This is a genomic window from Olivibacter ginsenosidimutans (assembly GCF_039542865.1).
GTDB classification, from domain to species: Bacteria; Bacteroidota; Bacteroidia; order Sphingobacteriales; family Sphingobacteriaceae; genus Olivibacter; species Olivibacter ginsenosidimutans.
In genome coordinates this window covers 222,812-236,304 of record NZ_BAABIQ010000040.1, presented here as the reverse complement: position 1 = coordinate 236,304, position 13,493 = coordinate 222,812, and the positions used below count along the sequence as shown (strand labels likewise).

The 13,493-nt window shown below is 38.0% G+C and carries 10 protein-coding genes, 1 tRNA gene and 1 rRNA gene; 7 read left to right on the top strand and 5 right to left on the bottom strand.

Translation table 11 applies throughout. The features are described from left to right. The 5 genes from rrf to recA all read left to right on the top strand — a co-directional run. Positions 1-76: ribosomal RNA gene (gene rrf, locus ABD930_RS21900) — 5S ribosomal RNA — on the top strand; the annotation flags it as partial. 196 nt (positions 77-272) lie between these two features. Further along, on the top strand, positions 273-1,883 hold the full coding sequence (locus ABD930_RS15790; RefSeq protein ID WP_345232835.1) for a S8 family peptidase: 1,611 nt from the start codon (positions 273-275) through the stop codon (positions 1,881-1,883). Between the two features lie 107 nt (positions 1,884-1,990). Beyond that, entirely contained in the window at positions 1,991-2,188 is a 198-nt protein-coding gene (locus tag ABD930_RS15785; RefSeq protein ID WP_345232833.1) for a hypothetical protein, read from the top strand. Positions 2,189-2,223: 35 nt separating this feature from the next. Beyond that, positions 2,224-2,919: an endonuclease III gene (nth, locus tag ABD930_RS15780; protein ID WP_345232831.1), complete on the top strand. Its 696-nt coding sequence runs from the start codon at positions 2,224-2,226 to the stop codon at positions 2,917-2,919. Positions 2,920-2,980: 61 nt separating this feature from the next. Further along, a complete protein-coding gene (recA, locus tag ABD930_RS15775; protein WP_345232829.1) occupies positions 2,981-3,988 on the top strand; it encodes a recombinase RecA in 1,008 nt (335 codons plus the stop codon). A gap of 50 nt (positions 3,989-4,038) precedes the next feature. On the opposite strand, the gene ABD930_RS15770 is transcribed toward recA, so the two are convergent. After that, a complete protein-coding gene (locus ABD930_RS15770) occupies positions 4,039-4,242 on the bottom strand; it encodes a hypothetical protein (protein WP_345232827.1) in 204 nt (67 codons plus the stop codon). 18 nt (positions 4,243-4,260) lie between these two features. Continuing rightward, on the bottom strand, positions 4,261-5,271 hold the full coding sequence (gene tsaD, locus ABD930_RS15765) for a tRNA (adenosine(37)-N6)-threonylcarbamoyltransferase complex transferase subunit TsaD (protein WP_345232825.1): 1,011 nt from the start codon (positions 5,269-5,271) through the stop codon (positions 4,261-4,263). A 217-nt stretch (positions 5,272-5,488) separates the two neighbouring features. Here tsaD and ABD930_RS15760 point away from each other — a divergent pair, with 217 nt between their 5' ends. Further along, positions 5,489-9,886 carry a translocation/assembly module TamB domain-containing protein gene (locus tag ABD930_RS15760; RefSeq protein ID WP_345232823.1) on the top strand — a complete coding sequence of 1,466 codons (4,398 nt, stop codon included), beginning with the start codon at positions 5,489-5,491 and terminating at the stop codon, positions 9,884-9,886. Positions 9,887-9,938: 52 nt separating this feature from the next. Here ABD930_RS15760 and ABD930_RS15755 read toward each other — a convergent pair whose 3' ends face one another. From ABD930_RS15755 to ABD930_RS15745, 3 genes are all read right to left on the bottom strand, one after another. Then, complete coding sequence (locus ABD930_RS15755) at positions 9,939-11,153, bottom strand: bifunctional 3,4-dihydroxy-2-butanone-4-phosphate synthase/GTP cyclohydrolase II (protein ID WP_345232820.1); 1,215 nt, start codon at positions 11,151-11,153, stop codon at positions 9,939-9,941. 77 nt (positions 11,154-11,230) lie between these two features. Continuing rightward, complete coding sequence (locus ABD930_RS15750; protein ID WP_345232818.1) at positions 11,231-12,703, bottom strand: LptF/LptG family permease; 1,473 nt, start codon at positions 12,701-12,703, stop codon at positions 11,231-11,233. A gap of 142 nt (positions 12,704-12,845) precedes the next feature. Then, positions 12,846-13,223, bottom strand: coding sequence for an START-like domain-containing protein (locus ABD930_RS15745; RefSeq protein WP_345232815.1), 378 nt, complete (start codon positions 13,221-13,223; stop codon positions 12,846-12,848). Between the two features lie 104 nt (positions 13,224-13,327). Here ABD930_RS15745 and ABD930_RS15740 point away from each other — a divergent pair. Next, a tRNA-Met gene (locus tag ABD930_RS15740) sits at positions 13,328-13,401 on the top strand. Positions 13,402-13,493 lie beyond the last annotated feature (92 nt).

Sequence of the window (13,493 nt, the reverse complement as noted above, 5' to 3'; positions counted from 1 at the left end):
TACCGAACAGAGCAGTTAAGCCCGCCAGAGCCGATGGTACTGCGGTAACACGTGGGAGAGTAGGTCGGTGCCTTACCTTATACCGAGGCCCCGCTGCAAGTCAGTCGGGGCCTCGTTCTATTTGGAGGAGTATCCCCATGAGCCCTAAGGGCCGGCGTGCATCACCAGCGGCTAACCAACAAACATTGTTTCTGCAACAAGAATTTTATGCCGTTCCGGCAAAGGTATCCATAAATAGTATTATTTTTATCGCCAATATTAATCCGCAATAAATGAAGTATATCCTTAATTTTTTGTTTTTGATTTGGTTAGTTCCCCTTTTGGGTTTTTCACAGGAGAAAAAACCAAAGCCTAATTGGCAGAATTTGGATTTACAAGCCGACGGCATACCAGGAATGAGCACAGAAAAAGCATACGAGAAGCTTTTGATGGGAAAAACGGGGCAATCTGTAGTAGTTGCCGTTATTGATGGTGGCGTTGATATACATCATGAAGATTTGAAGGATAAAATTTGGATGAATTCGAAGGAAATAGAAGGCGATAGCATAGATAATGATGAAAACGGATATATTGACGATGTTAATGGCTGGAATTTTATAGGCAATGCGAAGGGAAAAAATGTGCAATATGACAATCTGGAAGTATTACGATTGGTACGGGAACTACAACCGAAATATGTATCGGTATTGCCTTCAACACCTTTAGGGGAAAAAGAGCGCCGTCAATTCTTGGAATATCAGAAAATGAATACGGATTATATGCGTAAACTGCAAATTGCGGAGTTGACGGAACGGGCGATTAAGGAATTTAAAAATCATGTCGACTCTATTATAACCCGTATAGATAAAAAGAACCCTTCCATTGGTGAATTGAAAAAATATAAACCAAAGAATAAATTGGAAAGAAAGGCATTAGCAATGATGATAAGAGGGATTAACGATGAGGGTGATTTTAGTAAATTCTATGAGGATTTAGTAGAGGGAGTTGATCATTATGAGGCGGAAGTTAATTATCACCTGAATATGGCCTATGACCCACGATCAATTGTGGGCGATCATTATAGAGATAGCAAAGAACGATATTATGGAAATGCTGATGTGAAAGGGCCTGATGCGCTACACGGAACACATGTGGCGGGTATTATTGCGGCAAATAGAGCCAATAATCTTGGCATAAAAGGAATTGCTGATCAAGCGAAAATTATGGTTTTACGTGTGGTGCCCGATGGTGATGAACGAGATAAGGATGTGGCTAATGCGTTGTTCTATGCTGTTGATAATGGAGCGAGAGTAGTGAATATGAGTTTCGGAAAAGCTTATGTGAAAGATAAACAGATTGTGGATAGTGCCGTGAGATACGCAATGCAACATGATGTACTCATCATTCATGCTGCAGGTAACGAAGGGCAGGATAATGACGCCAATGCCAACTATCCCAATAGAAATTATGTTGACAGTTTGGGGCTTAATATGGGAGTGGCCGAAAACTGGATTGAGGTAGGGGCAAGTAACTGGAAGTATGACGAAACACTAGTGGCTGAGTTTTCAAATTATGGTAAAAGAACGGTTGATGTTTTTGCACCTGGTGTAGCTATTCACTCTACTGTTCCAGAATCTAAATATAAAGATGAGGATGGTACAAGTATGGCAGCTCCAGCCGTTAGTGGAGTGGCTGCTTTAATAAGGTCTTATTATCCAAAATTTACAGCGGCTGAAGTGAAGAAAATTATTCTGGCATCTGTTGTAAAACCTTCGCAGAAGATAAAAATTGTACAAGATAAAGCGAAGAAAAAAGTACTTTTATCCGATATCTGTATAACCGGTGGTTTGGTAAATGCTTATAATGCGTTGCAATTGGCAGAAAAGCTAGCTGTTGATAAGTAGAGGAAAATTTGTTGATAAGTAAATCTTACTTATTTGTGCTAGGATGTACAATATATGGAAGCAATGCCCGTTAGATAATTATATTGATGAATTAAAAATTATAATTTATGGTTGAAACTTTTACATCACAAATTTCTGAAAACTCTGCAAATAAAGCCAATCTATATGAGGAGCTGTCGCTTAATGCAGAGGAAAAGCTTTTCTATGCGCTTTTACAACAGCCTTTGGATAACCTGATAAGAGAGCCTTCTAGACAGAGTATTCAAACCATTTTGGCCTTTTCTAAACAATATAAGGGCTTGTAACGGATCTTCCCAGAACGGATGACTTAGTGGTTTTTATGCAAAAAAAAGATCGTTATCGAGAACTTGTTGCTTATTTTTCTTCGCATAATCCAGACGCACAAACTGAGCTGAATTATACTAACGCTTTCGAATTATTGGTGGCAGTAATACTTTCTGCTCAATGTACAGATAAACGCATAAATCAGGTAACACCTAAGTTATTCGAGCGTTATCCGGACGTACAAACATTAGCGGCTTCTTCTGTGGATGAGGTGTTTAGCTATATCAAAAGTGTAAGTTATCCCAATAATAAAGCTAAACATTTGGTAGGAATGGCGAAGATGTTGATAAGTGATTTTGATGGTAAGGTGCCCTCAGCAATTGATCAACTGCAGCGATTACCTGGCGTTGGTAGAAAAACAGCCAATGTTATTGCTTCAGTAGTTTACGATGCTCCGGCTATAGCTGTTGATACACATGTTTTTCGAGTTGCTAACCGAATAGGACTCACCGATCATGCAAAGACACCGCTTGCAGTAGAAAAGCAACTGGTGAAGTACTTACCTAAAGATACTTTAGGCATTGCCCACCACTGGCTTATCTTGCATGGACGATACATTTGTGTAGCGAGAAAGCCGAAGTGCTCTATATGTCCAATTACCTATCTTTGTAAATATTATGAAAAGGAAATTTTAGGATTGGGTGGAAAACCGATAAGTTCTTCTCAGAAGAAAGTGGAAAAAAGAAAATAAAAGTGCTAACAAATTTAGTATCTTTGTAAGAAAATTAGTATTTTTGATTAAAAAATTAGAAATGAGTAACCAAGATAAATTAAAGGCTTTACAGCTAACACTAGATAAATTAGAAAAGTCATACGGTAAGGGTACCATTATGAAGCTGGGAGACTCTGCTGTTGAACCGATTGATGCAATTTCTACAGGTTCTTTAGGACTAGACATCGCACTAGGTATTGGTGGTGTGCCAAAGGGACGCGTCATTGAAATATATGGGCCAGAATCTTCAGGTAAGACAACTTTGGCTACGCATGTCATTGCAGAGGCACAAAAAAAGGGTGGGATTGCAGCAATTATCGATGCAGAGCATGCTTTTGATAAATTTTATGCACGTAAACTTGGGGTTGATGTGGAAAATTTATTGATTTCTCAACCGGATAATGGAGAGCAAGCATTGGAAATTGCTGATAATTTGATTCGTTCAGGAGCCATTGATGTAATTGTTATCGATTCAGTGGCGGCACTAGTGCCTAAAGGGGAAATTGAAGGAGAGATGGGCGATTCTAAAATGGGCTTGCAAGCGAGGTTGATGTCTCAAGCTTTACGAAAATTAACCGGCACGATCTCTAAGACCAATTGTTGCTGCATTTTTATCAATCAATTAAGAGAAAAAATAGGGGTGATGTTTGGAAATCCTGAAACAACCACCGGTGGAAATGCACTCAAATTTTATGCTTCTGTACGTTTGGACATCCGTAGAACTTCACAAATCAAAGATGCTGATGAGGTCTCCGGTAATCGGGTAAAAGTTAAGATTGTGAAGAACAAGGTAGCTCCACCGTTCCGTGTGGCAGAATTTGATATTATGTTTGGAGAGGGAATATCGAAAGTAGGTGAAATTATTGATTTGGGAGTAGATTTTGATGTGATTAAAAAATCAGGATCATGGTTTAGCTATGGCGATACTAAATTAGGACAGGGAAGGGATGCTGTGAAATCTTTATTGTTAGATAATCCAGATTTAATGGATGAATTGGAGACGAAGATTAAAGCATTGGTTTCCGCTGAAAAATTGGAAGAAAAATAGGCGAACTTTTTAACCCAGATTATCCGCCGGATAATCTGGGTTAAAAGCTATTAACGATCAAGTTTTTCATACTTTTCCCTGTCGAGTTCACTTTTGCTTGCCTTTAAAGAAACTGCAACAGCGAAAATAACCAATATAATCACTACGATAATGCCAAAAATCCCCCTTTTTTTATCTTTACGCATTAACCAGAATAGAAATGCGATTAGAGGAAAGGCAAAAATTCCAAAGAAAATCAAACTCGGAGCTCCCATCTTAAAATTTTTTTTAACCTATTTTTGATGATTTATTGCCCATCTAGCTAGCGGGGCGATGTCTTGTGTCGCAAAATCGTTATAGAGATATTTGTAATATCCCGCAATAGCAATCATTGCAGCGTTATCTGTACAATATTCAAATCTGGGAATAAAAGCATCCCAATGCTCTTCTTTAGCAAGTTTATCCAGACCTTCCCGAAGGCCAGAATTAGCCGATACACCACCCGCAATGGCGACTTGGTTGATGTGGTAGTGCTCTGCAGCGCGTCTTAACTTCTTTAATAAGATGCTAATAATCCGTTCTTGGACGGAGGCACAAATATCATGAATATTATCTTGTAAAAAGTTTGGATTTTGCGCTATCTGTTGCTGTACGAAATATAAAATAGCAGTCTTTAAGCCACTAAAACTAAAATCCAAACCTTTGATCTGAGGCTCGGGAAATTGGAAACGAGGAACGCCTTCTTTTGCAAGCTTATCGATTAAAGGGCCACCTGGATATGGGAGGTTGAGTATTTTAGCCGTTTTATCAAAGGCTTCGCCGGCAGCGTCATCAATGGTTTGACCAATTAATTCCATATCAAAGTAATCGTTAACCAATACGAGCTGCGTATGCCCTCCTGAAACGGTGAGGCATATAAAGGGAAATGCTGGCTTCGGATCTTCGATAAAATGAGCCAGTATATGGGCTTGCATGTGATTGACTTCAATGAGCGGAATTTTTCTTGCCATAGCAAATGCTTTTGCAAAAGATGTTCCCACTAGTAGTGATCCCAACAAGCCCGGTCCTCTTGTAAATGCTATGGCATCTATAGCATTTTTATGTATTTTTGCTTCACGGATAGCCTCATTAACGGTAGGAATGATGTGTTGTTGGTGAGCACGAGAAGCCAACTCTGGAACAACGCCGCCAAATTTTTCATGTATCGTTTGGTTAGCGATAATATTTGAGTGGATTTGTCCGTCTATACAAATAGCGGCAGAGGTTTCGTCACACGAAGATTCGATGCCAAGAATAATTGCCAATGTGCAAAATTTTAATGATTTAAGATTACAAACTTATATAAACTTTTGTTTATATAAAAGTTGATCGGTAGGGTAATCGGATTTATTCGTTATTACATTGCCATAATCCGTATTACAGTTAGATAGCTTGTTGTAAAATGATTTTCTTCGTGAATAACAGTTGAGTAAATATAGGGGGAACTTGATCAGAAAAATAGTAAAAATAGTTTTGTATAGCTTGAGCAGTATATTGATATTGCTGGTGTTACTATTATTTTTCTTGCAACTCAGGCCCGTGCAGACATTCCTTACACAACGTTTGGCAGCTTACTTTTCTCGTGAATTACATACCACTATTTCCATTGGTGGTATTTATTTTAAACCCTTTTCTTCTTTAACGCTCAAGCAGGTTTATGTAGAGGATTTGGATCATGATACCTTACTTTACGTTGATGCCTTACAGGCTAAATTGAATTTTCAACATATTGGAAATAAAGAAATTCATGTCAATGATCTTCATTTACGTCAAGGAACTTTTCACCTAAAAAAGAAAACAGATACCACGACTAACCTATCTTTTATAAGTTCTTATTTCAGTAGCTCAAAAAGTAAGAAAAAAAGTGGGGGGGGATTGATGATTCATTTGCGACAAGTATCTTTTCGGGAATTGAGTTTTAGCTATAAAAATTATTTAGCTGAAGCTGCACAACAAGGAATAGATTTTAACGATATTAAGATTGTTAATTTAAGTGGTGAGCTTGCGAATATTGATGTACAGGACCACTTACTAAAGGGAGATGTCAAGCAATTACATTTTAAAGAAAAAAGTGGTTTTTGGTTGAAACAATTAGATGCTTCCGTAAAAATTGACAGTACCAGTATGGAGTTTAAGCAGCTATACGCTGAAACAAATGCTAGTAAACTGGGGAATTATTTGAGATTTAATTATCGCGATATCGCTGATTTCTCTGATTTTATTAATAAGGTGACCGTTCATGCTATTATTAAAGACAGTCGAGTGGAGGCGAAAGATATTGCTTTTTTTGCTCCTTCAGTCAACCAAATTAAATTTAATATAGGTATCAATGGCCATGTTAGTGGAAAGGTCAATCATTTTTCCGGTAAGCAAATGCTTATAAAAATGGGCAAGGCGACTTATTTTTCAGGTGATGTTGCTGTTTCAGGATTACCCAAAATTGAGCAGACTATATTTACCGTTAATCTTACGCAATTCGCGACGAACAAAGGAGACGCGGAACCCTTATTGGCTGGTTTTAGTGGGAACACTCGTTTTCAATTACCGGATTTCTTAGAATCCCTCGGCCATATTAGTTACACAGGTAAATTATCTGGATACTATAATGACTTCAAAACTGATGGCGTATTGAAAACGAGCTTAGGAGAAGTGAGCGAAAAGCTTGCGATGACGTTAAAAGACGATCATACATACGATGGTAGTATTCAAACAAGTCATTTCGATCTCGGTTCTTTACTGCATCAAAAGCAATTAGGATCTGCTGCTTTCCAAGCAACAATAAACGGACAGGGTTTTAACTTGGCAGAAATTATTGCACAGGTAAAAGCTGATATTCCCTACTTGTATTATGATAACCATCGGTACGATCATCTTCAGTTTGATGGAAAAGTGTTGGAAAAGGTAATTACGGGCAATTTATCCGTTAACGATCCTAAGCTGATGTCATCACTTACCGGTGAAGTTGATTTGAAAAATCAGCAAAATCCTACCTATGAGCTGTTTGGTGTTGTCAATAAAGCTGATTTATATAAAATGGGATTAGCAAAAGATTCAGTAGTTGTTGAGGGGCAAATTAATAGCAATTTTCGTGGCAATAATCTGAATAATTTGGTAGGAAATGCAAGTATCACTAAGGTTGTACTCAGAAAGCCTAATTATTCTGCCGCAGTAGATTCAATGGTATTGGTAGCTAAAGGAACTGACAATGACCGGACGATCGCTATTGAGTCAGATATTTTAGACGCTACACTGAACGGCGAAATTGATTTAAATACGTTCCCAGCCTATTTTAAGTCTATTGCCAAACGTTATTTGCCATCATGGGATATAGATTTGAATACAGGGAAACAGGCTTTCAATTTTGCTCTTCGACTTAAACGCTCTGAACCGTTATTTAAATTGTTTGCTCCATCACTGCATATGCCCGATACCATGCAAGTTAATGGAAAATTCTCTACCGCAGATAGTATTGCTAATTTGAATGCGTATATCCCTCTATTAGAAGTAGGGAAGCTTAAAATAAAAGATATTATTTTGGATGAAGTGGCAGGTAATGAATCACTAAATTTAACCCTAACTGCAGACAAGGTAAATATAACAGATAGTCTGTATGTAGAAAACATAAATATATCCAACATCTTGGCAGATGATAGCTTACAATTCAATGTAAAGCTTTCTGATATTGATGCCAAAAACCAGTTGGATCTGAACGGCCTGGTAGAGTTTAAGCCAGATGAGGCGGCTAGGTTAAGTTTATTACCTTCAAATGTTAAGATTAATCAAGAAGATTGGCAACTGGAAGATAAAGTGAATTTTGATTTCCATGATGGGCGTGCTGAAGTGAAGGGATTTGAATTAAAGAATAAAGAACAACTGGTTAAAATTGATGGTGTAGTTTCAAATAGAGAAGAAGATGTTTTGAACGTGACGTTTAATCGATTTAACTTAGCAACCCTTGATGGGGTGACCAATCCTTTAGGAATTAAACTGGCTGGCCAGCTTAATGGCAGTTTCCATTTGTTTTCGGCGCTAAAAAATCCCTATGCTTCAGCAGATATCAATTCGTCTAATATATACTATAACGATCGGGAGATAGGAGATATGACGTTGCTCGCAGAGATGAACCCCGAGACAGATTTAGTGGAAATGGACATGGAGATTAAACATCAGAGCAGTAGAACCTTGAAGATTACCGGATCATACGATGCCAAAGCGACAGCGAATAGCTTAAATTTAAAGGTTACTTTAGAAGATAGCGAACTCGTACTTTTTGAACCTTTCTTGAAAAAGCTAGTTGCTGATTTGACCGGTACGGTTTCTGCGGATATCCGTGTAAGAGGAACGCCTTGGAGTCCAGAAATTAGTGGGGATTGTGATTTTAAAGAGGCCAGTTTTACGGTTAACTACTTAAAAACACGCTATACCATCAATGATCAGGTTCGTGTGAATAATAGTACTATAGCATTACACGATTTAGAAATTCGAGATAAGGATAATAATCGTGCAGTTGCCGACGGTTCTGTAGACATGAGTAACCCCTTGGATCCGGTTATTGATGTGCAAGTTAAAGCCAATCATTTTATGGTGCTCAATACAACGGCTAAAGATAACCCTCTTTACTATGGTACAGCTGTTGGAACAGGCGACTTTATTTTTAAAGGGCCAACGAGTAATATGGATATTGATATAAAAGCTGCAACCGATGAGGGAACAATATTCAATATACCACTTAATGCCTCAGGGACAGTTAGTGATAACGATTTTATCACTTTTGTTTCAAAAGATTCAACGTTTAGTGAAACAAAGAATTCCTATTTTGACGGTTTGACCTTACATATAGACTTGGATATCAGTAGAAATGCTGAGGCAAATATCTTTACAGACCTGGGTAAACTTTCGGGTGTTGGTAATGGTAATATCATTATGAATATTACCAGCTTGGGGGATTTTGAAATGTTCGGTGACTATGTTATCCTTCAAGGTAAATTTACCTTTACCGCGCAGGATTTTATTAATAAAATCTTTGAAATCAGTAGGGGAGGAACCATTCGATGGACGGGTAATCCGTCAGAAGCCCTGATTAATTTAACGGCTGTTTATGAAGTTAGAACAAGTGTTAGACCGCTTTATACCGCTGCTGGACGGGCGGCCACCGATCAACGGGTACTTGCTCAAGCAGAAATGATTCTGGGAGGCAATCTCTTACACCCTGAAATTAGTTTTGCACTGGATTTCCCTTCAGATGCCTATGTTAAGGATGAGTTACAAAATTATTTTAGTGATGCGAATAATGTCAATCAACAAGCGTTGAGCTTGATTGTTCGTCGTAGTTTTTCTCCTGGCACCGGAACGGACCTAACAACGGAGTTGAATAGCACGTTTCTCAGCGCCGGCACTGAGTTAGCTTTTAATCAGTTAAATAATGTGATTTCACAATCCTTAAATTTAAATTTTGTTGACTTTAATATCCGTTCATTTAATGAAGCCAGCGCGTCTATCAGACTGCTGAATAATCGCCTAATGTTAACGGGTGGTGTAACGGATCGTAGAGGCGAATTGAATGATCTGAATTTATTTGGTAATCAGGTGGCAAGCGATGTAGAAGCACTATATCTCATCCGGAAAAACGGAAATTTATTGTTTAGAGCTTCTAATCGGTTAAATAATCGAAATTTCTTAAATCCAAATGACGAATATGTAAGCGCCTTCGGCTTAGTTTATCGGCAAGAATTCGATACGTTAGGGGAATTCTTTAAACGCATGTTCTCTTTAAATAAGGACAAAAAGAAGGAAGAGCAGGAAGGTGAAAGAAAAAGTGGGCAAAAAGAAGTATCGCCAAAAGAGAACACCGCACCTATAAAAGGGAAAAAAGTGAATTAAAATGGCTACAAAAAAGTAGCCATGATGTTATTCGTAATATGTTTATGATCAGCTAGGTGTTTTTCATAATGGTATGACCCATTTTATCTCTTTTTGTACGTAAATAGAGTTCGTTGTGTTTATTTGATTGGATCTCTAAAGGAACATTTTCCACCACCTCTAAGCCATAACCAATTAATCCTGCACGTTTTGTAGGATTGTTAGACATTAACTTCATTTTACTTACACCAAGGTTTCGTAAGATTTGTGCACCGATCCCATAGTCACGCAAATCTGGGCTAAACCCGAGCTTGACATTTGCCTCAACCGTATCCAGCCCATTTTCTTGAAGATTATAGGCATGCAATTTATTAATTAAACCAATACCACGACCTTCCTGATTCATATAGACGATTACCCCTTTTCCTTCTTTTTCGATCATTTCCATCGCCTTATGTAATTGAGGGCCGCAGTCGCAACGACACGAACCGAAGATGTCGCCTGTTAAGCAAGAGCTATGTACACGTACTAATATAGGTTCGTCAGGCTCCCAAGATCCTTTAATTAGAGCCAAATGCTGTTCACCGGTGTTCTTTTGTTTGTATGCCACTAAATTGAATTCTCCCCATTCTGTAGGTAATTTTACAGAAACCTCTTTAGTAATTAAAGAATCCTTAGTTAGTCGATACTCTATTAAATCCTCGATGGAAATAATTTTTAGTTTAAATTTCTTAGCTACCTCTATCAGGTCTGATAGGCGTGCCATCTCACCATCTTCTTTGAGTATTTCTACCAAAACCCCTGCAGGCTCCAGTCCGGCTAAACGAGCGATGTCTACTGCCGCTTCGGTATGACCTGTTCTTCTTAAAACGCCGCCATCCTTTGCTATTAATGGGAAAATATGCCCTGGCCGACCTAATTCTTCTGGTTTAGTATTGGGATTAATAAGGGCTTGTATGGTTTTCGCTCTGTCAGAGGCAGAGATTCCGGTAGTACAACCATGACCCTGTAGATCTACCGACACAGTAAAGTTGGTTTCGTAGACTGCGGTATTTTGTCCTACCATTGGGCTCAGGTCGAGTTCTTTACATCTTTCTTCTGTGAGTGGTGCGCACACTAGCCCTCTACCATGCGTGATCATAAAATTAATAATTTCAGGAGATGCTTTGCTCGCTGCGGCAATAAAATCGCCTTCATTTTCACGATCTTCATCGTCAACTACGATGATCACGTTGCCTGCTTTAATATCTTCGATCGCTTCTTCGATCGTATTTAAGTGGAAGTTCATTGGAATTTATCAGTTAAAACTTTACAAAGATAGAAGAGTTCGCCAAGACCTCTATAATGGTAAAGTCATACCTATAGTTAACGATTTTTTTTCTTAAAGTATTTATTATAATGTGTTTTTAAGCGGTTGATGAATTTATTTGCGGCCAGCTTGTAATTCTCAATATCAAATAGAGCAGAATCTGTTGCTGCTTTATATATTAGAAATATAGCTAAAGGAGTTAAAACAATGATCGCTGTCCATGTGCCCATGATCGGCCCGATATCGCCCTCTTTGGCTGATTTTTCAGCAATAGTAGAGATAATATGGTAAATCAAGAAAAAAATAATGGCCATGACAACCGGTAATCCCAAGCCTCCTTTGCGAATGATGGCTCCAAGGGGTGCTCCTATAGAAAACAATAACAGACAGGATACGGCCAAGGTGAACTTTTTATGGTATTCTAAAATATAACGGACAATGGATAAGTCGAAATCTTTATCCGATTTAGCTTTCATGTCTAATACCTCTTTAATATACCGGATGTCGGTTAGTGAATTATTCAAGGCCACAATTCGTTTATCAGCGGGAATAACCTCTGCAAATGAATGATTAAAGGTACTTAGCGAATCATCTTTTTTTAACGGCTTGTTTTGTCTCGCCTGATAAGTGTTAAATAGCTTGTAGTTTCCTTTAATTTCATTAAAAATGGTTCCACGTATACTATCCAACATTTTTGTCGTTGAATCCGTATAGTATTCCAGTTGTTTCAAATTAAGCATCATGGAATGACTTTTAAAGAGGTCTTCGTCTGTCCTTTTCATTTGAAAAGTAGACATGTCAAATTTTTGCTCTGTTTGCTTAAAATAATAGCGGGTAAATTGTTGCCTTGGATTATAAGACCGATTGCCGGCAGTTGTTTCCTCATAGCGAACGCCATCTTTTAATTTTAGAATCATGTAATTATTATCACGTGAGTTGTACATGACCCCCTCTTTCGCTAAAAGCACGTTTGTACCCCTAGAGATATTACTGTGTTGATAAATGATAAGGTTATATAAGACGGTTCCATCTTTACTCTTATTTTGAGCTCGTATGGAATAACCAGGAATACTATTGTTAAAAATACCATCTTTAATCAGAAAATCGGCTTTCTTATTTCGCACGTCATATAAAAGTGAGCCCATCTTTAGGTTAGTGATAGGTAAAATGTAATCACTGAAAAAGAAGGAACCCACGCTAATCAAGCCAACCAGAATGATCAGCGGCATCATTGCTTTTTTCAAGGAAATTCCTGCGGCCTTAATAGCTACCAATTCGTAGCTTTCTCCTAAATTCCCAAATGTCATGATGGAGGAGAGCAGCATAGCCAAAGGCATGGCCATAGAAATTTGGGCAGCAGAAGCATACCATAAGAGTTCTAAAATCACATACCATTCAAAGCCTTTACCAATTAAGTCGTCGATGTATTTAAATAAAAATAACATCAGCAACACGAACATAACAATGAAAAATGTGACGATAAAGGGTTTAAAAAAAGCCTTTAATACGAGTACATGAATTTTTTTCATCAGAATAATTTGCCTCTTAATAGGAATGAAGCTTACATAAGTTATTCATGTAATTGCGAACCACAACTCATGCAGGTTTCATTGAAATCTATACCCCTCCTTGCAAAATTCAAGTATAAACTGCATTACAAAGATACGAAATTTAAGCGCCGAGTACACTTAAAAGATATTGTATCTGATTGTTCCAGATCAGCTTTCGATCGGCTTCATTTTCTTCAATAACGAAATCCGTAATAGCAAGCGCTACATCATTTGTTAATTCGTCTTGGATAATTTCAAGTTCTAAGTAATATGGGGAGTCGTCTAACCATGCGAATTTTACGCTCTTGTTTTCTTTAGCAGTTATGAGTTTTGCCGGATGATCCTCATTATCCCAAATAAAGTGATATTTGCTGTCTTTATAGACCACATCATCGGCAAACCATTGTGCTAATCCATTCGGCTCGCTAATAAATGAATATAATATTTTAGGAGATGACCTGATCTCGTATTCTAATTGCATTTTCCTTTTTTCCGCCATAATGGTTTAGGATCTAAATATGTCCTTTAATACTTTTTTAACTTTTTTTCTAAAGAAAAGGAAAATAAACTATATTTGCAAACCCAAAAGAGAAGGGGTGTTTTGGCGGGGTAGCTCAGCTGGTTAGAGCGCAGGATTCATAACCCTGAGGTCGGCAGTTCGATCCTGCTCCCCGCTACAAAGCTGGTATGTAAGTACCGGCTTTTTTTATGTTATATTCTCCCTCCGTGCGCCAACCAATGCGCCAAATGTACACAGAACCAGAAATTA